A 26,938-nucleotide genomic window follows, 5' to 3' on the forward strand; every position below is an offset into this window, starting at 1 on the left:
CGGCGTCAGGTGATCCCGCTGTTTCCCTCGATCAGCGCCACGGCGCCGTGCGTGCAATCCACTCCCGCGTCCGCCCCTCTGGATCGGCATTCAGCGTGATATCGGTGACGACCGCGGCGCTGTCGGCGCCATGCTCGAAGACGCCGGCAATCCGGTCGATATTGAGGCCGCCGATCGCAACGAGCGGCAGCGGCGTGACGCGCTCCCGCCAGGCGGAGAGGCGCGGCAACCCCTGCGGATCCCATTTCATCTGCTTGAGGATCGTCGGATAGATCGGTCCGAGCGCGACATAGTCGGGTTTGGCGGCAAGCGCCGTCTCCAGCTCCCTCTCGTCGTGGGTGCTGAGGCCGAGCTTCACGCCGGAAGAGCGGATTGCGGCAAGATCCGCATCCGCGAGATCCTCCTGGCCGAGATGGACGAAATCGCAGCCCTCGTCGATTGCGAGGCGCCAGTAATCGTTGACGACGAGCTGGCACCCATGACGGTCACAGATCGCCTTGGCCGCGCGGATCTCATCGCGAAGCTCTGCTTCCGGACGGTCCTTGACGCGAAGCTGCACCAGTTTCACGCCGAGCGGCACCAGCCGCCCGATCCATTGGGCACTATCGACGATGAGGTAGAAGGGGTCGAGTTTCACGCGAACACCGCCTTTCCGATGACGGGCGTGGAGGGAACGGCAAAATCGCGCGGTTCGAGCATGCCGGCCTCGAAGGCGTCGCGTCCGGCTTCGATAGCCCGGGCGAAGGCGGAGGCCATGAGGGCCGGTTTCGTTGCCCCGGCGACGGCGGTGTTGAGCAGAACCGCGTCGAAGCCGAGTTCCATCACTGTCGTTGCGTGTGAGGGCCGGCCGATGCCGGCATCGACGATCAGCGGCATATCCGGAAATTGGGCCCGCATGGCGCGCAGCGCCGGGATGTTCTGTGGCCCCATGGCGCTGCCGATCGGCGCGCACCAGGGCATCAGCACCTTGCATCCGGCCTCGACGAGGTGCTCGCCGACCACGAGGTCGTCGGTGGTGTAGGGGAAGACCTCGAAGCCTTCGGCGCAAAGGATGCGTGCTGCTTCGACCAGCCCGAAGACATCGGGCTGAAGCGTATCCTGATGGCCGATGACTTCGAGCTTGATCCAGTTGGTGCCGAAGACCTCGCGCGCCATCTTGGCGGTCAGCACCGCCTCCGACACCGAGTGGCAGCCGGCGGTGTTGGGCAGCACGTGCACGCCGAGCGACCGGATCAGTTCGAAGAAAGCGCCGCCCTGACGGCCGCCGGCGGTTTCGCGGCGCAGCGAAACCGTGACAATCTCGGTCGCCGACGAACGAACCGCGTCTTCGAGCGCGGCAGGCGAGGGGTAGCGGGCGGTGCCCAGAAGCAGGCGGGAACGCAGTTCCTGTCCATAAAGCGTCAGCATGTCTCAGCCTCCTTTCATCGGCGAGAGAATTTCGATCCGGTCGCGATCGCTGAGGGAATGGGCCGAGCGGTCGGCTCGGTGCACCAGCTCGCCGTTGACGGCGGTGGCAAGCCAATCCCCTTCGAAGTCGAGTGCGGCCAGGAGTTCGGCAAGGGTCGTGACTGTGAGGTCGTGATCCTCGCCGTTGACGGTCAATTTCATGCGGCGTCTCCCTTCAGGTTCTGGGCAAGGGCAAGGTTCGCCGCTTCCTCGGCCAAGGCCGGTGAAAGCAGGAAGCCGTGGCGATAGAGCCCGTTGAGCGTGATGGTGTTTCCGGCGCGCATGACGCGCGGCAGATTGTCGGCAAAGGCCGGCCGGACGCCGGTGCCGGTTTCGAGAAGGCGCGCCTCGCCGAAGGCGGGGTGAAGCGCATAGGCAGCGTTCAGCAATTCCATCAGCGAACGGGCGGCAATCGGACCGCCGTCGTCGGTTTCGATCATGGTCGCGCCGCACATGAACAGACCATTGCCGCGCGGTACGATGTAGAGCGGGATGCGCGGGTGGATGAGACGGACTGGCCGCGACAATTCCACTTCGCCGGTCTGCAGATAGAGCATCTCGCCGCGCACGCCGCGCAGGCCGGCGATGGCGCCGATCCGCGAAGCGCCGCTACAGTCGGCGATCAGATCGCTGTCGCTGCTATTATCCGCCTCGCCGATGAAGGCGACGCCGTTCTCGACGAGCTTTTGCCGCAGCAAGACAAGCGCCCGGCGCGGGTCGAGATGCGCCTCGCCGGGGAAGAACAACGCCTCTCGGAAGCGACCGGCAAGCGCCGGCTCCAGTCTCGCGATCGCTTCTCCGTCGAGCCATTCGAAGCCGGACGTGCGCGAAGCGAAGCGTTTGAGTTCGCCGACGTCTCGCGGCGGAGCGACGACGAGGGTGCCGTTGCGTGACACTTCGCCCGGAAGCGCACGGTCCCACCAGTCGATGGCGCCGATGCCGCGCGTCAGCACCGTTTCCTCGGCGCTCTCGCGTTCGCACCAGGGCGCCAGCATGCCGCCGGCAAACCACGACGCCGCCCCGCCGAAGTCCGGCTGCCGCTCGGCAACGGCCACCTCGACGCCACGGCCGATCAGCTCATGTGCCAAGGTCAGCCCGACGACGCCGGCGCCTTTGATCAGGACGCGCATGGTCAATGCGCCCAGCTACGGCGAGCCGAACGTCGGTCTGAAGGAAGCAGAATCGCGATGAAGATACGCATTGCCGAGGCTCCATTGTTGGAGACCCAGTTCGGACCGGAAGAGAGGGAAGGACGCCTTGCCGAGATCTGCTCGCGCGAACGCGAATGCGGCAGCGATGTCTGCACCGTCCCTACGCCAGTATGAACTGGATCAGGTTCAACGGGTCACTGCGCCGCGGAAGTCGCCTAGCAGAATCTCAGCCCCTTGTCGGGACACCCCTGGTGAATGCTTCAAACTGAGCGGCTGGAGCGGATTTTGTCAAGGGCTGCCGGCGTGTACCTCGCGTGCGGTTCTTCGGTTGAAAATTATCTATAAAAATTGAAGAGGCATGTGTTCTTGCGGCTCGGCGGTGTCGGTAGCGGGCATCGGTCGGGAGATCTGCGGATGGTGCGAGGCGCAAGGTCCGCAAATCTGGGCATTTGGCGGCTGCTCTCATTGCCATCAGCTGATGCCGCCAAGGCGGAGAGTTGCGGCATTTGCCCTTCTCGCCGCATCCGTTGAATCATATAAAAGCACGCTATGATTGAAGTAGTAGAGTGCGCTCTCCTTTTGGGTGGTTGCTTGATGCGGTGCCCGTGAAAATTATAGATAATAATGGATTCTATCTATTTTGCTTTGCCGCAAACAGGGAAGTGAACGAACATGCTGGATACAAACACATCGACCGAGCCGACCTCGGGAGCCACCAAATCCGCCAAAACCGGTTGGAATCTGGCCGACGCGCAAAAAATCTATAATTTGCCGTTCAACGACCTTCTGTATCGTGCGCAGTCCGTTCACCGCGCCCAGTTCGACCCCAATGCCATCCAGATGAGCCGCCTGCTCTCGATCAAGACCGGCGGCTGTGCCGAAGACTGCGGCTATTGCAGCCAGTCGGCGCACTACCCGACGGGGCTGAAAGCGTCGAAACTGATGGAAGTCGAACGGGTTCTTGCAGAGGCACGGAAAGCGAGGGATGGCGGCGCGACGCGCTATTGCATGGGCGCCGCCTGGCGCAGCCCGAAGGAGCGCGACATGGAGGCGATCGTCGCCATGGTCCGCGGCGTCCGGTCGCTCGGCATAGAGACCTGCATGACGCTTGGCATGCTGACGCCGGAACAATCCGGGCGGCTCGCAGATGCCGGGCTCGATTACTACAACCACAATGTCGATACGTCGGAGCGCTTCTACGGCGAGATCATCACCACCCGCAGCTTTGCCGACCGGCTGGAAACGTTGGCAAACGTCCGCGAGGCCGGCATCAAGGTCTGCGCCGGCGGCATTCTCGGCATGGGCGAGACGGCTGACGATCGGATCTCGATGTTGGTGACGCTCGCCAATCTGCCGGTGCCCCCCGAAAGCGTGCCGATCAACATGCTGATTCCGATCCCAGGCTCGAAGCTTGCCGATGCGGCGCCCGTCGATCCGATCGATTTCGTCCGCACCATCGCACTCGCCCGCATACTCATGCCCGCGTCTCACGTCCGCCTTTCAGCCGGCCGCACCGACATGAGCGACGAGATGCAGGCACTCTGTTTCTTCGCCGGCGCCAATTCGATCTTCGTCGGCGAAACGCTGCTGACCGCCGACAACCCGGGCGAGGATCACGATGCGGCACTCTTCCGCCGCCTCGGGCTGAAGCCGATGGCGCCTACGGCAGAACCGGAAGCGGCCGAATGACCGCGGGCTTGCTCCACCGCTACGAGAAGACGCTTCACGGCCTTGAACGCAAAGGGCGTCGGCGCGAGCTTGTCGCGGTTGGTGGCGTTGACTTCACCTCCAACGACTATCTGGCGCTCGCCGGATCGCCGCGGCTGAAGGCCGCAATTGCCTCAGCGATCGACCGCGGCCTGCCGGTCGGGTCCGGCGGTTCGCGGCTGTTGCGCGGCAACCATGCGGAACATGAGGCGCTGGAGGCGGAGGCGGCAGCGTTCTTTGGCGTGGAGCGAACGCTACTCTTCGGCAGCGGTTATGCGGCCAATGCCGCCTTGTTTTCGACGCTGCCGCAGCGCGACGACATCATCGTCCACGATAGCCTGATCCATGCGAGTGCCCATGAGGGTATCGCCGCAAGCAGGGCCGGCGCGGTCGCGGTCAAGCACAACGACGTCGACGCCTTCGCCGATGCGATCGGCACTTGGCGAAAGCGCGGCGGCATGGGACATCCGTGGATTGCCGTTGAAAGCCTCTATTCCATGGATGGCGACCGGGCGCCGCTTGCGGATCTCGCTGCACTGGCCGCGCGGCATGATGGTTTTCTGGTGGTCGACGAAGCGCATGCGACCGGCGTTTTCGGACCCGACGGCCGTGGTCTGGCCGAGGAATTGGAAGGCCGACGGAATCTCGTTGTGCTCCATACCTGCGGCAAGGCGCTCGGCGTTTCCGGCGCCCTCGTTGGCGCAAACGCCGTGCTTTGCGACTATCTTGTCAACCGTGCCCGCAATTTCATCTATTCCACGGCGCCATCGCCGCTGATCGCTGCCGCCGTGCGCGAGGCGCTTGTGACACTGGCGGATGAGCCGCAGCGCCGGGCAGCGTTCGATGATCTCCGGACCTTCGCCAATCGGGCGCTTGCCGAAACCCTCGGCGTCGAAGGCAGCGGCTCGCAGATCCAGCCCGTCCTGATCGGCGACAACGGTCGCGCCGTGCGGATTGCGGCGCGGATGCGCGCCGAGGGTTTTGATATCAGGGCGATCCGTCCACCGACTGTTCCCGAAGGGACGGCGCGGCTTCGGATCGCGATCACGTTGAATGTCGACCGGCCGGTCATCGCGCGCATGTTGGAGCGCTTGAAAGTGGCGATGGCGGAGGAGCGGTCATGATGCCCCGTTTCGTCGTTACCGGCACGGATACCGGCATCGGCAAGACGATATTCTCCGCGGCGCTGACCGACGCGCTTTGCGGTTGCTACTGGAAGCCGGTGCAGTCGGGACTCGATGAAGACACCGACAGCGAGGCTGTAGCGCGGCTCGGTCGGATCCTGCCCGAGCGCATCCTGCCTGAGACCTATCGGCTGAGGACACCGGCTTCTCCACATCTGTCGGCGCGGATCGATGGCGTGTCGATCCGACCTGAACATCTCTTGCCGCCCAAGGTCGACCGCCCGCTCGTCATCGAGGGGGCAGGCGGGCTTCTGGTGCCTCTCACCGAGCGGAGCGTATTTGCCGATGTGTTCGCGCGCTGGCAAATCCCGGTCATTCTCTGTGCCCGCACCGGGCTCGGCACGATCAATCACACGCTGCTGTCGCTCGAGGCGCTCCGAAGCCGTGCGATCCCGGTCCTGGGTGTCGCCTTCATCGGCGACGAGCAGGCGGATAGCGAGGCGATCATCGCGGAACTGGGGGAGGTTCGACGGCTTGGGCGGCTGCCGCGGCTCGACCCGTTGACGCCGGAACGGCTGCGGCAGGCGTTTCGCGAGAATTTCAACGTCGACGATTTGCTGGAGGTGCCGGCATGAGAAATTCCACCGTCTGGTATCCCTTCACCCAGCATGCATTGGAGCCGGCGATGCGACGCGTCGTCCGGACCGAGGGCGCCTATCTCATCGACGAACACGGGGCGGCGATCCTCGATGCGATTTCGTCCTGGTGGGTCATCACCCACGGCCACCGGCATCCCGCCATCATGGAAGCGATCCGCATGGCCACGGAGACCCATGATCAGATCATCTTCGCTGAATACACCCACGCGCCGGCGGAAGACCTGGCGAGAGGGCTGATCGAGATCGCGCCACCCGGGCTCGCCCATGTGTTCTACTCCGACAGCGGCTCGACCGCGGTCGAAGTCGCGCTGAAGATGGCACTTGGTTTCTTCCACAATCTCGGCCGGCCGCGAAACCGTATCTGCGTGCTCGAACATGGCTATCATGGCGATACGATCGGCACGATGTCGGCGGGGGAAAGGGGCGTCTTCAATGCGCCTTACGCGCCGTTGCTCTTCGCCGTCGATCGGCTACCGTTTCCGGAGCTGGATCAAGAGCAGACGACGCTCGATGCCTTCGAGGCGGCCTGTGCCACCGGCGAGGTCGCGGCCCTGTTAATCGAACCACTGCTCCTCGGTGCGGGCGGTATGAAAACCTACGAGCCTTCCGTGCTTGCCGAGTTGAAACGGATCGCCGAACGGCACGGCAGCCTGTTGATCGCCGACGAGGTGATGACCGGGTGGGGAAGGACGGGCAGGCTGTTTGCCTGCGAGCAGGCTGGCATCACGCCCGATATTCTTTGCACCTCGAAGGGACTGACCGGTGGCGCGCTGCCCTTGGCGGCGACACTCTGCACGGCCGAGATCTTCGAGGCGCATCTCTCGACAGATCGACGCAAGACGTTCTTCCATTCGAGTTCCTATACGGCCAATCCTATCGCCTGCGCGGCAGCGCTCGCCAATCTCGCCGTCTGGAAAGAAGAGCCTGTGCGAGAACGGATCGACGCGTTGACGGAGCAGCAGCGTCGGCATGTCGCTCGCTTCGCCGACGATCCCCGGTTCAGCGATACCCGCCAGCTCGGAACGATTGCCGCGCTGGATCTCAAGGTTCCAGCAGGTGGCTATCTCTCCGAGATCGGCCCGCGGCTCAGGGCCTTCTTCCGCGAGCGGCGATTGCTGATACGCCCGCTCGGCAATGTCATCTATCTGATGCCACCCTATTGCGTGACCGCCGATGAGCTCGACCGGGCCTTTGGAGCGATCGACGAGGCGGCATCGCTTTTCGCGGCAGGGCGGCTGTGAGCGCCGCACGGTCATCTCGCGTTGTCGGTTTCGGCCATGCCGTGCCGGCACGGCGCGTTGCCAATGCCGAGATCGAAACGAAGCTCGGTCTCGATCCCGGCTGGATCGAGCGTCGTACCGGCATTCGCGAGCGGCGTTGGGTCGAGGATGGCGAGACATTGACGGGACTTGCGTCGAGCGCCGGCGCGGCGGCGCTCGAGGATGCCGGCATGCCGCGGGGCGATGTCGCACTGACCCTGTTGGCGACCTCCACGCCCGATCATCTCCTGCCGCCTTCCGCACCTTTGCTCGCCCACCGGCTCGGGCTCACCCGTTCCGGCGCGATCGATCTGGCCGGTGCGTGCTCGGGGTTCCTCTATGCTTTGACGTTTGCCGACGGCTTTGTCCGTTCGCAGGGAAAACCGGTATTGGTGGTGGCGGCCAACATCCTCAGCCGACGCATCAATCCGGCGGAAAGAGCAAGCGCCGTTCTCTTTGCTGATGCAGCCGGGGCTGTTGTCGTCGCGCCTTCCGATGATCCGCAGACCGGTTTGCTTGGCGTTGACCTTGCCGCCGACGGCAGCCGCTACGACCTGATCTCAATCGCAGCCGGCGGCAGCAGCCAACCGTTCTCACCGGGCCTGCAGCCCGAGGATTTCCTGATGACGATGCGCGACGGGCGGGAGATGTTCGCCCAGGCGGTGGAGATGATGACAGCCTGTGCCGTCCGCGCAATGGATGCCGCCGGCTGCAATCCCCAAGAGATCAGCCGCTTCGTGCCGCATCAGGCCAATGCCCGGATCTTTGACGCCGTCTGCGATCGCCTTGCCATCGAGCCTGCAAGAACCGTACGGATCATCGCGGACTACGGCAACTCGTCCGCCGCGACGATCCCGCTGTCACTATCGCTGACGCATAAAAATCGGCCGTTCGCTCGCGGGGAGAAGCTGCTGTTGACGGCAGCGGGCGCCGGGCTCACCGGAGGCGCGGTGGTGCTTGGCTGTTAGCCGGTGCGAGACGGGTGCGGAAATCGCGCGAAATTTTCGCGCCTCACTTGGCAGGCTCGCAGTCAGGGCGTCCCAGGCGCTGCGCAGGATCCGCGGCGTATGAGGACTGGCTGCAGCTTGTATTCCTCCTGCAGCGCGTGGCTGCCGAGCACGCCGTCCAGCGCCAGCCGAGCGATCTCGTCGATCGGCTGGCGGATCGTCGTCAGGCGCGGCAGCACCAGCGAGGCAAGCGGGATGTCGTCGAAGCCGACGATCGAAAGATCGGTCGGCACGCGCACGCCCATGTCGCCGGCGGCGCGCAGAAGACCGATCGCCTGCTGATCGCTCGCAGTGGCGATCGCCGTCGGGCGCGTTGCTGCCGCTTGTGTCAGCATCTGCTTACCGAGCTCTTCGCCCGAGCGGTAGTCGAAGTGACCTTCGACGACCTGCGGTGCGACGTATTCGCCTGGATGGGTCGTGCGGAATTCCTCGAGTCGCTGCTTAAAGCCATCGCGGCGCTCACCCGACACCTCGGTCGAACTCGGTCCGCTGATGTAGCCGAGCCGGCGATGCCCGAGTGCGAGCAGATGATCGGCGGCGAGGTAGCCGCCCTGCCTGTTGTCGACGGCAACGAGTGCATGCCCGCTCAAGGGCCGGTCGACGGTTACCGTCCGCGTGCCGGCGACAAGTCCGTCGACGAGACTGTTGCTGACGGGAACGAGGATCAAACCGGCGGGCAGGCGCCCGAGCAGTGTCTCGATCTGCTGCCTTTCGGCCTCCGGATCGTCATGGGTGTTGGCAAGCAGGACCGAATATCCCTCGGCCGAAGCAAGCATCTCGACATGCTTGGCAAGCTCAGCGAAGAAGGGATTGGTGATATCGGGCACGACGAGCCCGATGATGTCGGTTTTGGCGAGCCTGAGACTGCGGCCGAGGATGTTCGGGCGATAGCCGATTGCCTCAATCGTTGCTTCCACTTTCTTCCGGATGTCTTCGCTGACGGTCTTGTTCTTGGCAAGGACGCGCGAAACGGTGCCCACGGAGACACCGGCACGCTGGGCAACATCCTTAATCGTCGGGTTCAAACGGTCGGCTCCAGTCCCATTTTCCGCATCGGCTGCGGTTAGAAATCATGCAGCAGATCAAAGCGTTATCGCAAGCCCCCGGGGTATCGGGTGGCGGCTGGCTTCTTCCTTTTAAATCAGAGAATGCCGGCAACAGATAGCGACTTCCAGCACAAATTTCACCGCGATGAAACGTTTCATATTGACAGCAGAGAGATGTTTCGCTCTTCTTGGCGGCAGAAGCGGTTCATTCGCATTCACTTGATGAAACGTTTCATCGATGGTTGGAGGACCGTCGTTTCACCGGAGGAGAACCCATGAAGCTTTCAAGATTCGCATCTATCGTCGCGCTCACTGTTGCCACTGCGCTCCCGACGATCGCGATGGCCGCCGACAAACCCGTCGTTGGCCTCGTCATGAAGTCGCTTGCCAACGACTTCTTCAAGAACATGCTCGAAGGCGCAGAGGCGCATGCAAAGAAGCGGGGCGACTACGAGCTCAAAGCCATCGGCATGCAGAACGAGACGGATTTCGAGAGCCAATTGAACGGCGTCGAAAACTTCATCACCCAAGGCGTCGACGCGATCGTCATCGCACCAGCCGACTCCCGCGCCATGGTCGCGCCGCTGAAGAAGGCGATGGACGCCGGCATCGTCGTCGTCAACTTCGACGTCTCGCTCGACGAGCAGGCGAAGAAGGATGCGGGTGTCGACCTCGCCTTCGTCGGTCCTGACAACCGCGGCGGCGCCAAGATGGTCGGCGATGCGCTCGCCAAGGACCTTGGCGCCGGCGGCAAGGTCGTGATCCTCGAAGGCAACCCGGGCGCCGACAATGCGGCGCAGCGCAAGCTCGGTTTTGAAGACGCGGTCGCCGCCGGCAAGCTCGATCTTCTCGATTCCCGCACGGCTCATTGGGAAACGGAAGAGGCGAATGCCGTCTTTTCCACCATGCTGACGGCGCATCCCGATATCCAGGGTGTGCTCGCGGCCAACGATTCGATGGCGATCGGGGTGGTCAAGGCGCTCGATGCGGTCGGCCGCAATGACATCAAGGTCGTCGGCTTCGACAACGTGCCAGCGGTCGCGCCCATGCTGAAGGACGGCAAGCTGCTCGCGACCGTCGACCAGTTCGGCTCGGAGATGGCGGCCAATGCGATCGACAAGGCGCTCGCCGTCGTCGCCGGCGGTCCCAAGCTTGAAGGCTGGGTCAAGACCGACATCAAACTCGTGACCAAGGACGACGTGAAATAGCCCAGAGATTGCTTCTACCGCACCGGGTGTCGCCCGGTGCGGCTTAGGCAGGAACAGCGGACGCGGGATGCGATTGGCTCCCGTTCGGAACTGCTGCGTTTCAAAGGGCTAGATTATGATGAACACGGAATCAGTGCGCGCGGATGCGGCTGACATTTCGACGCGGCCCGTTCTGGAGCTGCACGATGTCAGGAAGGCCTTCGGCGGCACCAAGGCGCTGAACGGCGTCAGCCTTTCTATTGAGCCAGGCGAAGTGCATGGCCTGATCGGCGAGAACGGTGCCGGCAAATCGACACTGATCAAGGTTCTCTGCGGCATCGTCCGTCCGGACGAGGGCGCGATCAACCTTGCCGGACGGCTCTATGCGCCGACGACGCCGCGCGAGGCCAAGGCCAACGGCCTCCAGGTCGTGCACCAGGAATTCAACCTGCTGCCCTATCTCTCAGTGGCGGAAAACATCTTCATCGAACATCTGCCGCGCAATGCACTTGGCGTTGTCAGGCTGCAGGAGATGCATGCCGGCGCGCGTGCCGCGCTCGACGCCATCGGACTCAGCGACATCGACGTGCGCTGGCCGGTCGAGCGGCTCGGCATCGCCCATCGCCAGCTCGTCGAAGTTGCCAGAGCGCTGATGACGGAAAGCCGCATCCTCATACTGGACGAACCGACGGCAACGCTGACGTCGCGCGAGACCGAGCGGCTGTTCAAGATCATCAACGAGCTTCGCAGTCGCGGCGTGTCGATCATCTTCGTTTCCCATCACCTCGACGAGGTCTTCCGCATTTGCGACCGAGTGACGGTGCTGCGCAATGGCGAGACGGTGTTCTCGCGGCCGATTGCCGAAACCAACCAGGACGAACTGGTGCGCGCCATGGTCGGCCGCAAGCTGCAACAGCAGATGGCGAGCGAAATGGTGTCGTTGGCGCGCCCCGAAGAAGCGCTGTCGCTCGTCAACTTCCGCCATCCGCAATCGCCCCATGCCCAAGGCATCTCGCTTCAGTTGCACAAAGGCGAAATCCTCGGGATTGCCGGTCTCGTGGGTTCGGGGCGCACCGAGCTCTTGCGCGCGATCGCCGCTGCCGAGCCACCGCTCTCCGGCGCGCTTCGTCTTGAGGGTGCGCCCGTTTCCTTCCGCTCGCCGCGCGAGGCGATCAATGCCGGCATCGGTTTCGTCACCGAGGACAGGAAGGAAGAGGGGTTGATCCTCAACATGCCGATCGCCGCCAATGTCACGCTCGCGTCTCTCTCGGACGTGTCGCGCGCCGGCATCCTCGACAGGAAGGCCGAGATCGCGGTGACGGAGCGGCTCGGTGCCGAGCTCAAGCTGAAATATGGCGGGCCGGGCAGGAATGCCGCGACCCTTTCCGGCGGCAACCAGCAGAAGGTGGTGCTCGCCAAGTGGCTGGCGCGCAATCCGAAAGTGCTTTTGCTCGACGAACCGACGCGCGGCGTCGACGTCGGCGCGAAGGCTGAAATCTATGCGCTGATCCGCCAGTTCGCCGAGCGTGGCCTGGCGCTGCTGGTCGTCTCCTCCGAACTGCCGGAGCTGATGACGCTGTCGGACCGCATCCTGGTGATGTCGCAGCACCGCGTCGTCGGCGAACTGTCGCGGCCGGAATTCTCCGAAGAACGTATCCTGCAATATGCCTACCAGGGCGAGCAGCAACAGGCGAGGCACTGAGATGCAAGCACTCGAAAAGACACAAGCAAGCGACACCGCCGATACGCGCCGGCTGACGGGCTGGTCGCCGAAGGTGCTCCTGCGCGATGCCGGTATCGGCCTGGCGCTGCTGCTTTTGATCGTGTTCTTCTCGGTCAGCACCGAGCATTTCCTGACGCCCAACAACATCTCCAATATCCTGACGCAGATCACCATCAACCTGATCCTCGCCGTCGGCATGACCTTCGTCATCCTGATCGGCGGCATCGATCTTTCCGTCGGCTCGATGCTCGCCTTCTGCGCCGTCGTCGGCGGCACGGTGCTGACGATCCCCGATCTCTCTGTGTTTCAGGCAGTAGCCCTTGCGACCCTTGCGGCCGTCGGCACCGGCGTGGTCTGCGGCTTCCTCAATGGCTGGATCAGCGCCTTCTGGGGGCTGCCCTCCTTCATCGTCACGCTCGGCATGCTGAATATCGCGCGCGGCGCAGCACTTCAGGTGACGGATGCGCGGACGATCTATTCCTTCCCGCCGAGCTTCAACGCCTTCGGTTCGCAGATGATCCTCGGCATACCCGTGGTCTTCCTGATCGCACTGGTGCTCGTCGCGATCGCCTGGTTCGTGCTGTCGAAGACGGTGTTCGGCCGGCTGCTCTATGGCATCGGCAACAACGAGGAGGCCGTGCGCCTCGCCGGCCACTCGCTGATGTTCTACAAGGTGGCGGCGTTCACCATCGCCGGCGCGCTCGTCGGCATTGCCGCCATGGTCTACATGGCCCGCCTCAACATCGCGAGCCCGATCATAGGCATCGGCTTCGAGCTCAATGCGATCGCGGCAGTCATCATTGGCGGCACCAGTCTCAACGGCGGCCGGGGCACGGTCATCGGCACATTGCTCGGCGCCTGCATCACCGGGGTTCTGGCCAACGGCCTCATCCTGTTCGGGCTCAGCGACTTCATGCGCCAGATGATAACAGGCGTTGTCATCATCCTCGCCGTGATCATCGACAAATATCGCGAGCGGCTGACGGGCATTTGATCGGGGCGGCTTGCCGCCCGCTCCCAACCAAAGAGAAACGTTCATGCGCGCTGCTGGGGCGATAGGGCCCGCATGCATCGCAGTTTCGTGCCCGGATTTCCGTGGGCAGAGACAAGCTGAGGAAAGGATAGGCTGATGCTTATGAATGTTGACCCGGCACTGAATGCGGACGTGTTGCACGCGCTTCGCTCCATGGGCCACGGAGACCGGATCGCACTCGTCGACGCGAACTTTCCGGCCGACACGATTGCCCGCAACACCCGGCTTGGCCTGCCGCTGCACATTGCCAATGTTTCCGCTGCGCGCGCAGCCAGAGCCATCCTCTCCGTCATGCCGCTCGATACGCCGCTGCAGCCTTCCGCCGCTCGAATGGCACCAGAAGCCAAGGCGGGGGAGTTGCCGGATGTCCAGCGGGAGGTGCAGGCCGAAATCGCACGCGCGGATGGTGACGCGCCGAAGATGTACGCGATCGAACGCTTCGCCTTCTACGAGGAAGCAAGACGCGCCTATTGCATCATTGTGACCGGCGAGGCGCGCCTTTATGGCTGCTTCCTGTTCACCAAGGGCGTGGTGCCGCCCGCCAGCCATTGGGACGAGGCGATGTGACGGAAGTCGGCATCGTTGCTTCCTCGCCGCCCGGCACAATCGTGCCCGGCCCGTGACTCAGGCAGCCGGAAGCGCCAAGGACGCTGGTACCTTGACCCAGGCCGCTCCCGTCTGGCCGTGGTGGAAGCCATTGGAAAACGGGACTCCCGGATAGACAGACTCGAGGCGTGCCAGGCTTTCGTCGATGGCGCGCCGGCCGGCGATCGCGTCGCCATAGATCTCGGCGACGGCGACCATGTCGCAGTCCTGTGGGGACAGCCGGATCCGGGAGACGCCGGCGGCGGCAAGTTCAGGCAGTTCCTGCATCAGCGCCTGGCAGGTGTGCGACATGGTCTGCACGCCGTTCAGTGCGAGGAAAGGTTGACGGTCGAGCGTCTCGACGGTCAGGCCGTCCGTGTCCTCGCCGCAGATGAACTGGCAATTGTCCTTGATCAGGCTCTTGGAGCGCGCATGGGCGCAGCGTGCCGAGATCGCCAGTGGCACGCGGCCGAAGGCGAAGATCTCGAAAGCGAGGCCCGGATTTTCCTTGATGATGCCGCGCACCGACGCCATCGGCAGTTCGGGCGGCAGACAGATGCTCGTTGCGCCCCTCGAGGACAATAGCCGGGCCGTGGCGCCATTGTAGACGTTGACCAGTGGTCCGATCGAATGCGGCCTGCCGGCAAGCAGGTGCAGCGCGGATAGGTCGTTGGCCTCGATCGGGTAGGTGCTGTCACGCACCAGCCCGCGCACCAGCTGGCTTTCGCGTTCCAGCGTCACCAGCGCCAGCGAGGCTAGGCTTACCTCTTTGCCGGCACTCTCCAGCCGCTCGATGACGTCTCCGATATGCGGTTCGATGAAATGCAGCCGTTTCGAGCAGACGGCCTCGCCGATCGTCACATGGGCGATCGGCGCCTCGTCGGCGATGCGGAAATAGAAGTCGCGCCACTTGGGGCCGTCCCAGAGATAATAGACTGGGCCGAGGCTCAAGGCGGGTTTGGATGGGCTCGTAGATGTGGTCATGGGCCGATTACCTCCAGCGCTTTTCATAGGCGCCTGTTGTCGTCTTCTGGCCTTCGCTCAGCGCTTTCAGCCGCGATACCAAAGCGGGCCGCTCGGCGGCGCCGGCGGTCAGTGCCCGCCGTATGACCGAGACGACCTCGGCAACATAGGCCTTGCCGCGCTGCCGCCCTTCGATTTTCAGCGCGCTGACGCCCGCGCTGCGCAGCGCATCGATATGGTCCATCACGTCGAGCGAAACCGGATCCTCGAAGGCATAACCGCGTTCGTCGGCGATATCGAAGCGCCCCTTGCAGAGCGTCGGGTAGCCGGCGGCCTCTCCGGCCGGGAAGCGGTTGATCGTGTAGTCGCCGAGCTCGGAGACGAGTTCGCGCCCGTCCTGGCGGTAGCGCACATGGCTTGCGGGCGAGCAGACGCCGTTCATGTTGGGCGACTTGCCCGTGGCGTAGGAAGAGAGCGAGCAACGCCCCTCGGCCATGACGCAGAGGCCGCCAAAGGCGAAGACCTCGATCTCGCAATCGATCTGTTTGGCTAGCCGGGCGATGTCGGCGATCGTCAGCGTGCGTGGCAGCACGACGCGTTTTGCCGCGAAAGCCTCGACAAGGAACCGAACGGCATCGGCATTGGAGGCGGAGGCTTGCACGGAGACATGCAGCCGCTGTTGCGGATGGCGCTCGACCGTGTAGGCCATCAGGCCGAAGTCGGCGAGGATGACGGCATCGGCGCCGAGTGCCACGGCGTCGTCCACCGCCTGGTGCCAGAGCGTCTCCTGGCCGGCGCGCATGAAGGTGTTGATCGCGACGAAGGTCATCACCTTGCGCTGCTTGGCATAGGCAATTGCCGTCCGGAGTTCCTCTCGGGAGAAGTTCAGCCCGGGAAAATTGCGGGCGTTGGTTTCGTCGCGAAAACCGCAATAGACCGCGTCGGCGCCGGCATCGACGGCTTCGCGGAAGGCGGCCGGCGTGCCGGCGGGGCAGATCAGTTCCATTGGGGAGCCTCCTCCTTTAGAACGCGGCCAAGTGCGCGCTCGCGGATTTCCTCCGTGGCGCGGCGCACGAGCGGTGCGAACGGCCCACTCATGTCAGCAAGATCGCGTGGGAGATCGATTTCGCAATCGTCGAGTGCGTTGCGCAGCGCCAGCATCGCCTCCATGTCGCCGCTGACGGTGAGATCGCGCGAGAAGAAGACGGCGTCGCCATCGATACGGCCTTCAAGCAACGCCAGCAGCAGCACCAATTCGCCTTCCATGCAGGCATCGGAAGCCGGCGCGCGCTCCTTGCGATGGACGGAAATGCGCGGCACGGCCGGTTCGACGAGAAAGCCGATCGGCAGATCGGAGGGCAGGAAGGCGTAGCGTTTGTTGGCATGGTCAGCCAAGCGATCGAAGAGGCCGGGATGGGTCTCGATCACGCGGGTGAAGACACGTTGCACCACGCTTTCGATGGCGATGATGGGAACGAAGCTGAGAGGTGCGGTGATCGCGAGCGGAAGTGACATTGTTACCTTTTGGGGCTACCTGCGAAGCGACGGAATCGGACGATGCGGCGCATGCTAGTCGCCCGCCGTCTGCGGTTGTTTGCGCCACGTCAAAGACAAGGGCCATTCGCCGCCACAAACAGGCTCCATGAACAGGACCTTCCGCCCGTCCCAGGGCTTTGCAACGCTTCAGGATTTTGTCGATACGCTCGAGCGCGAGGGCGACCTGAAGCGCATCTCACGGCCGGTTTCGCTGGTGCACGAGGTGACCGAGATCCACCGCCGCGTGCTTGCGGACGACGGGCCGGCGCTTCTTTTCGAGCAGCCGATCGATGCCTCTGGCGCCGTGCAGCCGATCCCGCTTCTCACCAATCTCTTCGGGTCGGAACGCCGGATCGAACGCGGTTTCGGCCTGATGCCGGGAGGGCTCGATGCGCTTGCCGCCGAACTGGCGGAACTGCGCGACCCCAGAGCGCCGCAGTCGCTGCGCGACGCCTGGGATCGGCTGCCTCTATTGAGATCGGCGATGTATATGCGGCCGCGAAAGGTAACGCGCGCACTCTGCCAGGAGGTCGTCTGGCGTGATCACGAAATCGACCTCGGGCGCCTTCCGGTCCAATGGTGCTGGCCGGGCGAGCCGGCGCCGCTCATCACCTGGCCGCTGGTGATCACGCGCGCCCCGGATGATCCGCTGGATGTCAATGTCGGCATCTATCGCATGCAGGTGCTCGGCCCCGATCGTGCCATCGTGCGCTGGCTCGCGCACCGCGGCGGCGCCCGCCACCACCGTCTGTGGCAACGGCTGGGTCAGGATATGCCGATAGCGGTCGTTATTGGCGCCGACCCGGCAACGATCCTAGCTGCCGTCATGCCGCTGCCCGACGGGTTGAGCGAGCTGAATTTCTCAGGACTGCTGAGGCGCGGCAGGACACAGCTTGTGAAGGCGAAGACCGTGCCGCTTTCGGTGCCGGCCAATGCGGAGATCGTGCTGGAGGGTACCGTCTCTGCCGTCGAAACGGTAGAGGAGGGTCCCTATGGCGACCACACCGGCTACTATAATTCGGTCGAGCCGTTCCCGGTCATGCGTCTGTCGGCGATCACCATGCGCCGGAACCCGCTTTATCTCTCGACCTATACCGGCCGGCCGCCGGATGAGCCCTCGCGGCTCGGTGAAGCGATGAACAGGCTGTTCGTGCCGCTGGTTCGCAAGCAGTTTCCGGAGATATCCGATCTCTGGCTGCCTCCGGAAGCCTGTTCCTACAGGGCCATGGTCGTCTCGATCGACAAACGTTACCCGGGACAGGCCAAGCGTGTGATGATGGGGCTTTGGTCGATGCTGCCGCAGTTCAGCTACACCAAGCTGATTATCGCCGTCGATCCCGATATCGACGTGCGCAACTGGTCCGATGTGATATGGGCCTTGGCGACTCGTTTCGATGCCAGCCGCGACGTGACGGTGATCGAGGGCACGCCGATCGACTATCTCGACTTCGCCTCGCCGCGCTCTGGCCTCGGCGGCAAGCTCGGGCTCGACGCCACCAACAAGATAGGCACCGAAACCGATCGCGACTGGGGGCGGGTCCTCGAAATGTCGCCAGAGGTCATCGGTCAGGTCGATGCGATCTGGGCCGGTCTCGGGCTTGGAGGACTGACACGATGACCCGAATGAAGATCGTGCTCGGCGTCACCGGCGCTTCCGGTGCAGCGATTGCGGTGCGCATCGCCGAGCGGCTCAGCGATATCGAAAGCGTCGAGCTGCATCTCGTCCTGTCGCCGGCGGCGCACCGCACACTCGCGCACGAAGTTGGCGCGGAGGCGCTTCCGTCGCTGTTACGTAGGGCTACCCGAACCTATGACCACGCCGACATCGGTGCGGCGATTGCGAGCGGATCGTTTTCGACGGCGGGCATGATCATTGCTCCGTGCTCCATGCGCACGCTTGCTGCGATCTCTGCCGGCATGGCCGACAACCTTGTGGTTCGCGCCGCCGACGTGCATCTGAAGGAGCGCCGCAGGCTGATACTGATGGCGCGAGAGACGCCGCTGCATCTCGGTCACCTGCGCAACATGTGCGCCGTCACGGAAATGGGGGCGATCATCATGCCGCCCGTGCCGGCCTTCTACCATCGACCTGAAACCGTGGACGCCATCGTCGACCATCTGGCGGCGCGGGCTATCGACCTCCTGGCGCTGCCGATCGCCCCGCTGGCAAGGGCCTGGCAAGGTGAAGGCTAGTCGAAGGCAGCAGCCTGGAGCAGCGGGTCGGCGCCGAAGAGGACCTCGTGACCGCCAAGCAGCAGCCAGACGGCAATCGCGACGGTGGCAAAGGCGGCGATGATCATCACCGGATCGGCACGCAAACGGGTTTCGCCCCGAAGAATCGCTGCGAAGGGCCAGACCGATGTGCCCTTCGAGGCCGCTTGCCAGCCGTCACCGAGACGACGGCGTGCGCGCTTTTCGAGCATGAAAAAACCGCCGACGGAAAACAGCGCGAAGCCGCCGAAAAGCACGAGCGAGCGCAGGTCGCCATTGGGCACGATGTGACCGGCGGCCCAGAGGAGGAAGCCCCAGAGCACCGGATGACGGGTGATCGTCACGATGGCGCCGGGCCGCTCGTTGCCCTGGTAGATCGAGATCGACAGCGCGTTCTCGCTGAAGAGGCCGGCCAGCACGAGAAAGATCCCTAGCGGCGCCAGCATGAAGGTCATCCACGCCTGCCAGGCGGCCGGTTCCCAGAGCGGGATGAAATCGAGCTGCAGCGCTGCGTGAAAAACGAACCCGAGAGCGAGCAGCGACAGCAGCGAGTAGACCGCGAAATAGGTCGAGCGGCCGAGCCGGTCGATCAGGCCCTGGCGCAGCGCCGGCCAGGCCGGCACCAGATGGAGCAGGAGGAAGACGGCGAAGGCGAGGAGGAAATAGGTCATGTCGATCTCCTCACGCATGGCGCCAGAGAAGCAGGCGTTCCGTTGCCACGTGGCGGCGAACGGTTTCGAAGAAGCCCCGCAACATGTAGCCGATCGCATCCCAGCTGAGCGAAGCCCTGTTGTCGAGAACGGCCTTCAGCACGTGCACCAGTTCGGCGGCTGCCCGATCGTCCTGGTCGTGTTCGGCGCGCAGTCGGGCGATCAAGGCGTCGCGATCATCAGTCGCTCGCCGGCCTTCGACTGCAGGAAACAGGATCATTTCCTCCAGCGCGTGGACGCGCCGGAGCTTTTCCGGAAGTTCCGTCATGATCACGCGGCAGCTTGTCAGGTCGATGCGGCGCGGAATGGAATCGGCGAGCGTCTCGAGGCGATCGCACAGCGAAAGAAGCTCGCGGTAAGCCTGTCCCAGCTCGTGGTGTTCCGAAAATTGCTGCTGCATCGATCTGCTCCGTTGAGTGTCGTGCTTGAACTACACCCAACGGCAACGGTCCTCTTTGACATTTCTCAAAGTCTGCGGCGTGACCGTTCATGGCTCGGACGCTTGTCTCGCGCGATACGAACGCGTTGGCGACGGGCGTCCTTGTCACAGCAATCAGATTGTGACTTGGAGTTTGCAAGCCCGGAACACGGCCGCGGCCTTTGGCCGGGCTTGGCTCCGTCGCCGTCATTCACGGACGCGGTGTCAATCGATCAAGCCATGCAGTCAGTCTTGATCTTTCGCGGACCAAACCATTCTGATTGAAGTGGTGAACACAAAAATGCGCCCATGAATCCTCGTAGGCCATCTCCATACCTCCGGTGACCGCAGTCGTGCCTAGCCCGATCTCTGCGTAGGTAAACTCGAAACTGCCACTCGGACGTGCCATCGCAATGTGGAACGGTTGACCAGTAAACTCGTTGATCATCGGCCGACCGCTGCTGCGCATGACGCCGGGTATCTCTACTCTGGCGGTTCTGAGTTCCAGGTCCGCTTCAAGATAAATCGGCAGGAACAATGTCTCGCAAAACTCCGAGCATGTGGATGCGAACACGGAGAACAGATTGCTGAGTGGTGCGCCTGCTTCGCCCGAGATGATCGCTTCAAGCGCGCTCCGTTGCGCTTGATCCGCACGCTCGTCGATAACGATCAGGCGCTGGCCGTTTCCATCCTTGATTTCACCTGGCCACTTGTACATCGCCGCCCAGTTCAGGCCCGCTATCGGCGTATCGCCAAAGTAGCCTTCCACAATGTTGCCGACGAATGCCGACTGACAATAGCCGTGGGTGCTCGGCAGGTTGAACTGGCAGCCGCAGTTCATGGCGCAATTGCAGTTATCGTAAGTCTCGCTCTTGAATAGCCATTGGTCGATCATACCCTGATCCTCCCCTAGTCCGTGAGAGAGGGCAGCTCGTCAGGCTGAACTCTTCTGCATCGCTCCGCGCCCGCGACACACGCCCAGTTTGGATGCGGAAGAAACCGAACCTGAGCAGTGCTGACAATGTGTCAACCGCGAGGCTCGAACTCCCATTATAGCATGACTCGGAAGGGCCGCTCACCGCTCCAAAAGAGGACTCTGACAAGCCGTCCGCGAGCGTGGTTATGAGTCCACTTCCTTGCGTCCAGGCAGCTGGCGCCGCGGAAGACTTCGTGCCTCAGCGATCGAGGAAGAGAACGATCGCGATGGCAACAGAGGAAAGGATCGCCGACAACGTCGCGCCGCGCTGAAGCACGCCCATGCGGTAGAGCACGAGGGCGAAGACGATGATGATGGGGGTGGCGACGGAAAGGCCGATCTGTGCGTCTGTCATCGGAAGGCTCCTTTGTTGCCCGCCAATAGCCCCGCCCCCTGCCGCCTTCTTTGCTCAATCGCAAAGACAGGGTGGGCGCCCGTGCCTAGCTCAAGCCTCAAGTTTTTGAAGCGGGATGAGGAAAAGTGTGTGCGGTTTTCCGCCCGCATCCCGCTCTAGCCCACGGAGGCGCTGACATGGATGCGCGCAGTCATCCGATTGCCGCGACGGCGGAAGAGGACACGACGGACACACTGCTGCTCTGGGTGCTCGTCTGGAGCGAACTTGCCGCCTTCGGCATTCTGCTTGCCGGTTTTCTGCTTGTCGGTCTCGTCCAGCCGGACGCTTTCGTTGCCGCCCGTTTGCATCTCGATCCGCTGCTTGCCGGTATCAACACGCTTGTTCTTCTGACCAGCGGCTGGCAGGCGGCCCTGGCGACAAGGCCGAGGGCGTCGCTCGGGCAGCGCCGGCGGGCGCTGGTGAATGCCGCGCTTATCGGCTTTGCCTTCGTGGCGATCAAGCTCTTCGAATACAGCACGGAGGCGGGCGTCGCCGGCGATCCTGCATTCGGCTCCTTCTTCGAACTCTATTTCCTCGTCACCGGTTTCCATCTGCTGCACGTCGTCTTCGGTGCCTTTGTGCTGCTCATCGTTGCGTGGCGCCCGGCATCCGGCAACGTCACCCTGATCACCACGCTGTGGCATGTGATCGATCTGGTCTGGATCGTGATGTTTCCGCTCGTCTATCTCGTGTGAGTGCCATGACCGACCGAAATCCCCGACAATTGTTCAACACCTGGCTCGTGCTCGCCGTGGTCGTGATCGCGGGCATGGCGTTGATGGCGATCGCCGGGCCGACAGCTCCCGTCATCGCGGTCTTGCTCGGGCTCGCCGTCGTCAAATGCCGGTTCGTCGCGCTCGATTTCATGGGGCTCAGGCAGGCGCCGTCCGCCCTTCGCTTAGGCCTTTTGATTTGGCCCGTAACGCTCGTCCTGCTCGCCGCAGCGAAGCTGGTGTTGAGCACTGTTCTCTTCATCTGAGCTCACCCGCCGACTTGTTTGCCGAAACGCAAAGAAGCCGCCGCCGATTTCCCTAGACATGGGTTCGCCCCGATTGTTGCCGGCGTTGGAAGTACCGACGCCACACGGGGAGGGGATCAGATCAGCCGGCCGCGCTCTTCGCGGCCAACTGAAATCGAAAGGACCACGTGATGGCAGAACGCCTCACCAAAACCGGGGCCCGTAACGTCTTTTACGGCGGGTCCTTCTTTTTCTTCGCAATCTTCGTCGGGCTGACAGCTCACAGCCACTACTACATGCGGACGACCTCGACGGATGAAACGACGCTGACCGATGCGGTCGCACGCGGCAAACACGTCTGGGAAAAGAACTCTTGTATCAACTGCCACACGCTCCTGGGCGAGGGCGCCTATTTCGCGCCCGAGCTCGGCAATGTCTGGAAGCGCTTCGGCGGCGAGGCCGATCGAGACGGCGCCCGCGAAACGCTCAAAGCCTGGATGGCCGCCCAGCCGACCGGCATCGAGGGGCGGCGACAGATGCCGCAGTTCAACCTCTCCGAACAGGAACTCAACGACCTCGCCGATTTCCTCGAATGGACGAGCCGCATCAAGACCCAGAACTGGCCGCCGAACGAGGCGGGTTGAGCAGAGCAATTGGAGTGTGACACCATGAAATACCAAACCCAGAAGGTCGCGATGCTCTACTTCTACGGAGCGCTCGGCCTGTTCCTCGCCCAGGTGCTGTTCGGCGTGCTTGCCGGCACCATCTATGTCCTACCCAATACGCTCTCCGAGCTCCTTCCCTTCAATATCGTGCGCATGGTCCACACCAACGCGCTGATCGTCTGGCTGCTCATGGGCTTCATGGGCGCGACCTATTACCTGCTGCCGGAAGAGGCGGAAACCGAACTCTACAGCACGAAGATCGCCATTGCGCAGTTCTGGATCTTCCTGATCGCCGCGGCCGTCGCCGTCGTCGGCTACCTCCTGCACATTCATGAGGGGCGCGAATTCCTCGAACAGCCCTTCGCAATCAAGGTGGGAATCGTCATCGTCGCGCTGATGTTCCTCTACAACATCACGCTGACGGTGCTGAAAGGCCGCAAGACCACCGTCACCAACATCCTGATCTTCGGGCTCTGGGGTGTGGCGATCTTCTTCCTTTTCGCCTTCTACAACCCGATCAACCTGGCGCTCGACAAGATGTACTGGTGGTACGTCGTTCACCTCTGGGTCGAAGGCGTCTGGGAGCTGATCATGGCATCGGTGCTCGCCTTCCTGATGATCAAGCTCAACGGCATCGACCGCGAAGTCGTCGAGAAGTGGCTCTATGTCATCGTCGGCCTGGCGCTCTTCTCCGGTATTCTCGGCACAGGCCACCACTATTACTGGATCGGTGCGCCGGGCTACTGGCAGTGGATCGGTTCGCTGTTCTCGACGCTCGAAGTGGCCCCCTTCTTCACCATGGTGATCTTCACCTTCGTGATGACCTGGAAGGCCGGCCGCAAGCATCCGAATCGCGCAGCCCTCCTCTGGTCGATCGGTTGCTCGGTCATGGCCTTCTTCGGTGCCGGCGTCTGGGGCTTCCTGCACACGCTGTCTTCGGTGAACTACTACACCCACGGCACGCAGGTGACCGCGGCCCACGGACACCTCGCCTTCTTCGGCGCCTATGTGATGCTGAACCTGGCGGTCATGGCCTATGCCATCCCGGAGATCCGCGGCCGCGCGCCCTATAACCAGTGGCTGTCGATGGTGAGCTTCTGGACCATGTGCACCGCCATGTCGGTCATGACCTTCGCGCTCACCTTCGCCGGCGTCCTCCAGGCGCATCTGCAGCGGGTGCTCGGCGAAAGCTACATGGACGTCCAGGACCAGCTCGCGCTGTTCTACTGGATCCGCCTCGGCTCTGGTGCCGTCGTGCTGATCTCGGCGCTGATGTTCATCTGGGCGGTTCTCGTCCCCGGCCGCGAGCGCAGCGAGAAGCTCGCCGGCATCGTCCAGCCTGCCGAATGACGAGCCAACCGGCGCGGCTTGCCGCGCCGGCACCCCAAGAATTCCCACCATGGAGACTTGCAATGAGCCCTGTCCAAACCGCCGTCAGCCGCGCGGCGCTCGATATTCCCGCTTATAGTCCCTCCGGCAATGAATGCGCGCTTTTCGAAAGCGCCTGGGTGCGGCAACTGCCGCTGCTCCTCAAGGGACCGACCGGTTGCGGCAAGACCCGTTTCGTCAGCCACATGGCAGCGAAGCTCGGCCTGCCACTTTCGACCGTTTCGTGCCACGACGACCTTGCCGCCGCCGACCTTACCGGCCGCTATCTGCTGAAAGGCGGCGACACCGTCTGGGTCGACGGCCCCCTGACCCGCGCCGTGCGCAACGGCGGCGTCTGCTATCTCGACGAGATCGTCGAGGCCCGCAAGGATGTCGCCGTGGTCCTGCACCCGCTGACAGACGATCGCCGCATGCTGCCGCTCGAACGCACCGGCGAACTGCTCGAAGCCCCGTCGAGCTTCATGCTGATCGTTTCCTACAATCCCGGCTACCAGAACCTTCTGAAGAGCCTGAAGCCCAGCACAAGGCAACGCTTCGTGGCGATCGAGTTCGACTTTCTGCCGCGGAACGAAGAGATATCAGTCGTTTCCCAGGAAAGTGGATTGCTGGAAAGCCAGGTGGCGCCGCTCGTCAATCTCGCGCAGCGGCTGCGCGCGCTTAAGGGGCATGACCTGGAAGAAGGCGTGTCGACCCGGCTGCTCGTCTATTGCGCCTCCCTCATTGATGCCGGCACGCCGGTCAGGGACGCGGTGCGGGCAGCGATGATCGAGCCGCTCACGGATGAACCGGATGTGCGTGCGGCACTTCTCGAAGTGGCCGGTTCGCTGATTGCCTGAGGTGGACCATGCTTGATTTCCTCGAGCTCGAAGAGACCGTCGGACGAGCCTGGCACCGCTTCGTCGGCAATACCAGAACCTGGCGACGTTACCCGGAAGAGGCGGTGAAGCTCGCCGACATGATGCCGGTGCTCGCCGTATGCTTTCGCGGTCACGGCGGTGAGGCGGCGGTGCAGATCGTGCCGGCCCGCGGTCGCACGTCGGGCCATCGCTTGCGGTGGCGGCAGCGCATGGGGCTCGGCGAAGAGAAGCTCGTCCAGCCGGCGCGCGACCACGCGTCGCTGATGCTGCCGGGCGAGATCGACATCTTTCCGACGAAAGACCTGAACCGGGATCTCTATCACTGGCTCGTCGCCTATATGGCGACGATGCCCGTTGATCCCATCGACGAAACCGATCCGCTCCGTCGCGACCTGGCGCTGGTATCGCGCGCCCAGGAAACGGTCGAGGAAGTATTCCAGCGGTTCCCCGGTCTCCGGCGGCGCTATCGGCGCCTGGCCGAGGCGACGCTTGCCGAGCGGCAGCGTGGCGCGCTGCCATCGATCGAGCAGCATCTCGAAAATCGTATCCTGCGCCTGTTGCGCAAGGTCGTAGGTGAGGCGGATGCGACGCTGCCGGTGATCTTCCCGCATCGCGCGCCGCCCGGTTACCTGCCGATGCTGCCGATGCCGCTTTGGCCAGACACGTTGCTGCGCACAGAAACGACGACCACGCGCGACGAGGATGTCGCCGCGACACCGGGCACTCAGAGTGCGGTTGCCGAAGTCGAACGCCACGTCGCCGTGCGCGAAAATCCGGAAAACCGCAAGGGGGAGCGCAGCCCCTTCATTCTCAACCGCTTCGAAAAGATCCTCGCCATGGCCGAAATGGTCAATGTCGACCGTCCCGGCGACGACAGCGACGACCACGACAGCAAGGCGGCCGAGGAACTCGACGACATGACGCTTGGCGAGCGCAAGGGACGCCCCTCGGCACGCTTCCGCTTCGATCTCGACCTGCCGCCGGAAGCCGTCGATGCGACGCCGTTGACGGCCGAGCTCAACTATCCCGAATGGAACTACCGAACCGGACAATACCTCAAGGACCATTGCCGGGTGCTGGCGACGCCTGCCTCGGCCCAGGAAGAGCGGACCGAGCTCACGGAGGAAAGCAAGAGCCTGATCCGCCGGGTGCGGCGCCAGTTCGAAGTGCTGCGCCCGCGGCACGAGATGCTGCGCGCGCAACTCGACGGCGCCGATCTCGATCTCGATGCGGTCGTGCGCGCCCGCACCGATCTCGCCGCCGGCGGCCAGGGCAGCGACCGCATCCATCTGATGAGCCGGCCGCAGGTGCACGACCTGGCGGTGACGATCCTCGTCGACGTTTCGCTGTCGACCGATTCCTGGTCCGACAATCGGCGGGTGCTCGACGTCGAGAAGGAGGCGCTGCTGATCCTTGCGCACGGGCTGTCGGCCTGTGGCGACAACCACTCGATCCTGACCTTCACCTCGCGACGGCGCGACTGGGTGCGGGTCGAAACGGTGAAAGCCTTCAACGAGGCGATGGGACCTCTGGTCGAAGCGCGCATCGCGGCGCTGAAGCCCGGCTATTACACCCGCATCGGCGCTGCGATCCGCCATGCCTCGGCCGAGCTTCGCCGACAACCGAACCGCAAGAAGCTCTTGTTGGTTCTCACCGACGGCAAGCCCAACGACATCGACCATTACGAGGGGCGCTTCGCACTCGAAGATAGCCGTCGCGCGGTCACGGAAGCACGGCGCAGCGGCATCAATACCTTCGCCGTCACGGTCGACCGCGAGGCGAAGTCCTATGTGCCTGCCATGTTCGGCCAGAACGGCTACGCCGTGGTCGGCAACATCTCGCGCCTGCCCGCGGCACTGCCGGCGATCTACCGCAATCTGGTGGGATAGTGGAGGTGGTAATCAGCCGAGAAGACAAGAAGGCCCGGCAATCGC

29 protein-coding genes and 1 riboswitch are annotated in these 26,938 nt (G+C 63.5%); of the genes, 17 read left to right on the plus strand and 12 right to left on the minus strand.

What is annotated here, in order from left to right; all coding sequences use genetic code 11:
* Nucleotides 1-31: 31 nt before the first annotated feature.
* From ACTJKM_RS09440 to thiO, 4 genes are read right to left on the minus strand one after another with little or no spacing between them, the layout of a single operon-like run.
* Nucleotides 32-637 (minus strand): thiamine phosphate synthase, encoded by a 606-nt coding sequence (locus ACTJKM_RS09440; protein WP_058322828.1) that lies wholly within the window; start codon nucleotides 635-637, stop codon nucleotides 32-34.
* Nucleotides 634-1,407, minus strand: a complete 774-nt coding sequence (locus tag ACTJKM_RS09445) for a thiazole synthase (RefSeq protein WP_440660234.1) — start codon at nucleotides 1,405-1,407, stop codon at nucleotides 634-636. The genes ACTJKM_RS09440 and ACTJKM_RS09445 overlap by 4 nt, the downstream gene beginning before the upstream one ends.
* Before the next feature lie 3 nt (nucleotides 1,408-1,410).
* On the minus strand, nucleotides 1,411-1,608 hold the full coding sequence (gene thiS, locus ACTJKM_RS09450; protein ID WP_057251890.1) for a sulfur carrier protein ThiS: 198 nt from the start codon (nucleotides 1,606-1,608) through the stop codon (nucleotides 1,411-1,413).
* Complete coding sequence (gene thiO / locus ACTJKM_RS09455) at nucleotides 1,605-2,576, minus strand: glycine oxidase ThiO (RefSeq protein WP_058322830.1); 972 nt, start codon at nucleotides 2,574-2,576, stop codon at nucleotides 1,605-1,607. Before thiO ends, thiS begins: the two co-directional genes overlap by 4 nt.
* 160 nt (nucleotides 2,577-2,736) lie before the next feature.
* Nucleotides 2,737-2,857, minus strand: a riboswitch (TPP riboswitch).
* Between the two features lie 412 nt (nucleotides 2,858-3,269).
* On the opposite strand from thiO, the gene bioB reads away from it, so the two are divergent.
* From bioB to ACTJKM_RS09480, 5 genes are read left to right on the plus strand one after another with little or no spacing between them, the layout of a single operon-like run.
* Nucleotides 3,270-4,286, plus strand: coding sequence for a biotin synthase BioB (bioB, locus tag ACTJKM_RS09460; protein WP_440660236.1), 1,017 nt, complete (start codon nucleotides 3,270-3,272; stop codon nucleotides 4,284-4,286).
* Nucleotides 4,283-5,428: an 8-amino-7-oxononanoate synthase gene (locus ACTJKM_RS09465; protein ID WP_440635580.1), complete on the plus strand. Its 1,146-nt coding sequence runs from the start codon at nucleotides 4,283-4,285 to the stop codon at nucleotides 5,426-5,428. Before bioB ends, ACTJKM_RS09465 begins: the two co-directional genes overlap by 4 nt.
* Complete coding sequence (bioD, locus tag ACTJKM_RS09470; RefSeq protein WP_440660238.1) at nucleotides 5,425-6,063, plus strand: dethiobiotin synthase; 639 nt, start codon at nucleotides 5,425-5,427, stop codon at nucleotides 6,061-6,063. Before ACTJKM_RS09465 ends, bioD begins: the two co-directional genes overlap by 4 nt.
* Complete coding sequence (locus tag ACTJKM_RS09475) at nucleotides 6,060-7,328, plus strand: adenosylmethionine--8-amino-7-oxononanoate transaminase (protein WP_058329719.1); 1,269 nt, start codon at nucleotides 6,060-6,062, stop codon at nucleotides 7,326-7,328. Before bioD ends, ACTJKM_RS09475 begins: the two co-directional genes overlap by 4 nt.
* Nucleotides 7,325-8,314, plus strand: a complete 990-nt coding sequence (locus ACTJKM_RS09480) for a beta-ketoacyl-ACP synthase III (protein WP_058329720.1) — start codon at nucleotides 7,325-7,327, stop codon at nucleotides 8,312-8,314. The genes ACTJKM_RS09475 and ACTJKM_RS09480 overlap by 4 nt, the downstream gene beginning before the upstream one ends.
* 62 nt (nucleotides 8,315-8,376) lie before the next feature.
* Here ACTJKM_RS09480 and ACTJKM_RS09485 read toward each other — a convergent pair whose 3' ends face one another.
* A complete protein-coding gene (locus ACTJKM_RS09485; protein ID WP_058329721.1) occupies nucleotides 8,377-9,378 on the minus strand; it encodes a LacI family DNA-binding transcriptional regulator in 1,002 nt (333 codons plus the stop codon).
* 296 nt (nucleotides 9,379-9,674) lie between these two features.
* On the opposite strand from ACTJKM_RS09485, the gene ACTJKM_RS09490 reads away from it, so the two are divergent.
* The 4 genes from ACTJKM_RS09490 (at nucleotide 9,675) to ACTJKM_RS09505 (ending at nucleotide 13,909) form a co-directional block, all read left to right on the plus strand.
* Nucleotides 9,675-10,607: a sugar ABC transporter substrate-binding protein gene (locus tag ACTJKM_RS09490; RefSeq protein ID WP_057251882.1), complete on the plus strand. Its 933-nt coding sequence runs from the start codon at nucleotides 9,675-9,677 to the stop codon at nucleotides 10,605-10,607.
* A 118-nt stretch (nucleotides 10,608-10,725) separates the two neighbouring features.
* Nucleotides 10,726-12,288 carry a sugar ABC transporter ATP-binding protein gene (locus ACTJKM_RS09495; protein WP_058329843.1) on the plus strand — a complete coding sequence of 521 codons (1,563 nt, stop codon included), beginning with the start codon at nucleotides 10,726-10,728 and terminating at the stop codon, nucleotides 12,286-12,288.
* A gap of 1 nt (nucleotide 12,289) precedes the next feature.
* The gene (locus ACTJKM_RS09500) at nucleotides 12,290-13,303 is read left to right on the plus strand and encodes an ABC transporter permease (RefSeq protein WP_057251881.1); all 1,014 of its coding nucleotides are present in this window, start codon (nucleotides 12,290-12,292) and stop codon (nucleotides 13,301-13,303) included.
* 135 nt (nucleotides 13,304-13,438) lie between these two features.
* A complete protein-coding gene (locus ACTJKM_RS09505; RefSeq protein WP_440660240.1) occupies nucleotides 13,439-13,909 on the plus strand; it encodes an RbsD/FucU family protein in 471 nt (156 codons plus the stop codon).
* Between the two features lie 57 nt (nucleotides 13,910-13,966).
* Here the strand turns inward: ACTJKM_RS09505 and ubiV are convergent, their stop codons facing one another.
* The 3 genes from ubiV to ubiT are packed head-to-tail and all read right to left on the minus strand — an operon-like array spanning nucleotide 13,967 to nucleotide 16,405.
* The gene (gene ubiV / locus ACTJKM_RS09510) at nucleotides 13,967-14,911 is read right to left on the minus strand and encodes a ubiquinone anaerobic biosynthesis protein UbiV (protein WP_440660241.1); all 945 of its coding nucleotides are present in this window, start codon (nucleotides 14,909-14,911) and stop codon (nucleotides 13,967-13,969) included.
* Between the two features lie 7 nt (nucleotides 14,912-14,918).
* The gene (gene ubiU / locus ACTJKM_RS09515) at nucleotides 14,919-15,896 is read right to left on the minus strand and encodes a ubiquinone anaerobic biosynthesis protein UbiU (RefSeq protein ID WP_440660243.1); all 978 of its coding nucleotides are present in this window, start codon (nucleotides 15,894-15,896) and stop codon (nucleotides 14,919-14,921) included.
* Entirely contained in the window at nucleotides 15,887-16,405 is a 519-nt protein-coding gene (ubiT, locus tag ACTJKM_RS09520; protein ID WP_058329725.1) for a ubiquinone anaerobic biosynthesis accessory factor UbiT, read from the minus strand. Before ubiT ends, ubiU begins: the two co-directional genes overlap by 10 nt.
* Before the next feature lie 127 nt (nucleotides 16,406-16,532).
* Between ubiT and ACTJKM_RS09525 the strand changes: the two genes are divergently transcribed.
* Together ACTJKM_RS09525 and ACTJKM_RS09530 are read left to right on the plus strand one after the other, a co-directional pair.
* Nucleotides 16,533-18,044 carry a UbiD family decarboxylase gene (locus ACTJKM_RS09525; RefSeq protein WP_058329726.1) on the plus strand — a complete coding sequence of 504 codons (1,512 nt, stop codon included), beginning with the start codon at nucleotides 16,533-16,535 and terminating at the stop codon, nucleotides 18,042-18,044.
* Nucleotides 18,041-18,619, plus strand: coding sequence for a UbiX family flavin prenyltransferase (locus ACTJKM_RS09530; protein ID WP_058329727.1), 579 nt, complete (start codon nucleotides 18,041-18,043; stop codon nucleotides 18,617-18,619). Before ACTJKM_RS09525 ends, ACTJKM_RS09530 begins: the two co-directional genes overlap by 4 nt.
* Here the strand turns inward: ACTJKM_RS09530 and ACTJKM_RS09535 are convergent.
* From ACTJKM_RS09535 to ACTJKM_RS09550, 4 genes are all read right to left on the minus strand, one after another.
* A complete protein-coding gene (locus ACTJKM_RS09535; RefSeq protein ID WP_058329844.1) occupies nucleotides 18,616-19,308 on the minus strand; it encodes an NnrU family protein in 693 nt (230 codons plus the stop codon). The two genes, ACTJKM_RS09530 and ACTJKM_RS09535, sit on opposite strands and share 4 nt — an antisense overlap.
* Nucleotides 19,309-19,318: 10 nt before the next feature.
* On the minus strand, nucleotides 19,319-19,747 hold the full coding sequence (locus ACTJKM_RS09540) for a hemerythrin domain-containing protein (RefSeq protein ID WP_058329728.1): 429 nt from the start codon (nucleotides 19,745-19,747) through the stop codon (nucleotides 19,319-19,321).
* A 229-nt stretch (nucleotides 19,748-19,976) separates the two neighbouring features.
* On the minus strand, nucleotides 19,977-20,660 hold the full coding sequence (locus tag ACTJKM_RS09545) for a DUF1326 domain-containing protein (RefSeq protein WP_058329729.1): 684 nt from the start codon (nucleotides 20,658-20,660) through the stop codon (nucleotides 19,977-19,979).
* A gap of 280 nt (nucleotides 20,661-20,940) precedes the next feature.
* Nucleotides 20,941-21,096, minus strand: coding sequence for a hypothetical protein (locus tag ACTJKM_RS09550; RefSeq protein WP_089044838.1), 156 nt, complete (start codon nucleotides 21,094-21,096; stop codon nucleotides 20,941-20,943).
* Nucleotides 21,097-21,272: 176 nt separating this feature from the next.
* On the opposite strand from ACTJKM_RS09550, the gene ACTJKM_RS09555 reads away from it, so the two are divergent.
* The 6 genes from ACTJKM_RS09555 (at nucleotide 21,273) to ACTJKM_RS09580 (ending at nucleotide 26,893) form a co-directional block, all read left to right on the plus strand.
* Nucleotides 21,273-21,830, plus strand: a complete 558-nt coding sequence (locus ACTJKM_RS09555) for a cytochrome c oxidase subunit 3 (RefSeq protein ID WP_057251872.1) — start codon at nucleotides 21,273-21,275, stop codon at nucleotides 21,828-21,830.
* Between the two features lie 5 nt (nucleotides 21,831-21,835).
* The gene (locus ACTJKM_RS09560) at nucleotides 21,836-22,114 is read left to right on the plus strand and encodes a cytochrome C oxidase subunit IV family protein (RefSeq protein ID WP_058322845.1); all 279 of its coding nucleotides are present in this window, start codon (nucleotides 21,836-21,838) and stop codon (nucleotides 22,112-22,114) included.
* Nucleotides 22,115-22,284: 170 nt separating this feature from the next.
* Nucleotides 22,285-22,737 (plus strand): c-type cytochrome, encoded by a 453-nt coding sequence (locus ACTJKM_RS09565; RefSeq protein WP_057251870.1) that lies wholly within the window; start codon nucleotides 22,285-22,287, stop codon nucleotides 22,735-22,737.
* Between the two features lie 24 nt (nucleotides 22,738-22,761).
* On the plus strand, nucleotides 22,762-24,108 hold the full coding sequence (locus tag ACTJKM_RS09570) for a nitric-oxide reductase large subunit (RefSeq protein ID WP_058329731.1): 1,347 nt from the start codon (nucleotides 22,762-22,764) through the stop codon (nucleotides 24,106-24,108).
* 62 nt (nucleotides 24,109-24,170) lie between these two features.
* A complete protein-coding gene (locus ACTJKM_RS09575) occupies nucleotides 24,171-24,983 on the plus strand; it encodes a CbbQ/NirQ/NorQ/GpvN family protein (RefSeq protein WP_058329732.1) in 813 nt (270 codons plus the stop codon).
* Between the two features lie 8 nt (nucleotides 24,984-24,991).
* Nucleotides 24,992-26,893, plus strand: a complete 1,902-nt coding sequence (locus ACTJKM_RS09580) for a nitric oxide reductase activation protein NorD (RefSeq protein WP_058329733.1) — start codon at nucleotides 24,992-24,994, stop codon at nucleotides 26,891-26,893.
* Nucleotides 26,894-26,938 lie beyond the last annotated feature (45 nt).

The sequence above is a fragment of the Ensifer sp. 22460 genome (genome assembly GCF_052044935.1).
In the GTDB taxonomy this organism is placed as follows: Bacteria; Pseudomonadota; Alphaproteobacteria; order Rhizobiales; family Rhizobiaceae; genus Ensifer.

Bases quoted from the DNA above. Each gene is read 5' to 3' on its own strand.
- bioD (WP_440660238.1), top strand. From the start codon at position 5,425: ATGATGCCCCGTTTCGTCGTTACCGGCACGGATACCGGCATCGGCAAG.
- ACTJKM_RS09465 (WP_440635580.1), top strand. From the start codon at position 4,283: ATGACCGCGGGCTTGCTCCACCGCTACGAGAAGACGCTTCACGGCCTT.
- ubiV (WP_440660241.1), bottom strand. From the start codon at position 14,911: ATGACCACATCTACGAGCCCATCCAAACCCGCCTTGAGCCTCGGCCCA.
- ACTJKM_RS09575 (WP_058329732.1), top strand. From the start codon at position 24,171: ATGAGCCCTGTCCAAACCGCCGTCAGCCGCGCGGCGCTCGATATTCCC.
- ACTJKM_RS09580 (WP_058329733.1), top strand. From the start codon at position 24,992: ATGCTTGATTTCCTCGAGCTCGAAGAGACCGTCGGACGAGCCTGGCAC.
- ACTJKM_RS09530 (WP_058329727.1), top strand. From the start codon at position 18,041: ATGACCCGAATGAAGATCGTGCTCGGCGTCACCGGCGCTTCCGGTGCA.
- ACTJKM_RS09555 (WP_057251872.1), top strand. From the start codon at position 21,273: ATGGATGCGCGCAGTCATCCGATTGCCGCGACGGCGGAAGAGGACACG.
- ACTJKM_RS09475 (WP_058329719.1), top strand. From the start codon at position 6,060: ATGAGAAATTCCACCGTCTGGTATCCCTTCACCCAGCATGCATTGGAG.
- ACTJKM_RS09570 (WP_058329731.1), top strand. From the start codon at position 22,762: ATGAAATACCAAACCCAGAAGGTCGCGATGCTCTACTTCTACGGAGCG.
- ACTJKM_RS09535 (WP_058329844.1), bottom strand. From the start codon at position 19,308: ATGACCTATTTCCTCCTCGCCTTCGCCGTCTTCCTCCTGCTCCATCTG.
- ACTJKM_RS09545 (WP_058329729.1), bottom strand. From the start codon at position 20,660: ATGATCGACCAATGGCTATTCAAGAGCGAGACTTACGATAACTGCAAT.
- ACTJKM_RS09560 (WP_058322845.1), top strand. From the start codon at position 21,836: ATGACCGACCGAAATCCCCGACAATTGTTCAACACCTGGCTCGTGCTC.
- ubiU (WP_440660243.1), bottom strand. From the start codon at position 15,896: ATGGAACTGATCTGCCCCGCCGGCACGCCGGCCGCCTTCCGCGAAGCC.
- ACTJKM_RS09445 (WP_440660234.1), bottom strand. From the start codon at position 1,407: ATGCTGACGCTTTATGGACAGGAACTGCGTTCCCGCCTGCTTCTGGGC.
- ACTJKM_RS09525 (WP_058329726.1), top strand. From the start codon at position 16,533: ATGAACAGGACCTTCCGCCCGTCCCAGGGCTTTGCAACGCTTCAGGAT.
- ACTJKM_RS09540 (WP_058329728.1), bottom strand. From the start codon at position 19,747: ATGCAGCAGCAATTTTCGGAACACCACGAGCTGGGACAGGCTTACCGC.
- ACTJKM_RS09490 (WP_057251882.1), top strand. From the start codon at position 9,675: ATGAAGCTTTCAAGATTCGCATCTATCGTCGCGCTCACTGTTGCCACT.
- thiO (WP_058322830.1), bottom strand. From the start codon at position 2,576: ATGCGCGTCCTGATCAAAGGCGCCGGCGTCGTCGGGCTGACCTTGGCA.
- ACTJKM_RS09505 (WP_440660240.1), top strand. From the start codon at position 13,439: ATGCTTATGAATGTTGACCCGGCACTGAATGCGGACGTGTTGCACGCG.
- ACTJKM_RS09565 (WP_057251870.1), top strand. From the start codon at position 22,285: ATGGCAGAACGCCTCACCAAAACCGGGGCCCGTAACGTCTTTTACGGC.
- ACTJKM_RS09500 (WP_057251881.1), top strand. From the start codon at position 12,290: ATGCAAGCACTCGAAAAGACACAAGCAAGCGACACCGCCGATACGCGC.
- ACTJKM_RS09495 (WP_058329843.1), top strand. From the start codon at position 10,726: ATGAACACGGAATCAGTGCGCGCGGATGCGGCTGACATTTCGACGCGG.
- ACTJKM_RS09550 (WP_089044838.1), bottom strand. From the start codon at position 21,096: ATGACAGACGCACAGATCGGCCTTTCCGTCGCCACCCCCATCATCATC.
- thiS (WP_057251890.1), bottom strand. From the start codon at position 1,608: ATGAAATTGACCGTCAACGGCGAGGATCACGACCTCACAGTCACGACC.
- bioB (WP_440660236.1), top strand. From the start codon at position 3,270: ATGCTGGATACAAACACATCGACCGAGCCGACCTCGGGAGCCACCAAA.
- ubiT (WP_058329725.1), bottom strand. From the start codon at position 16,405: ATGTCACTTCCGCTCGCGATCACCGCACCTCTCAGCTTCGTTCCCATC.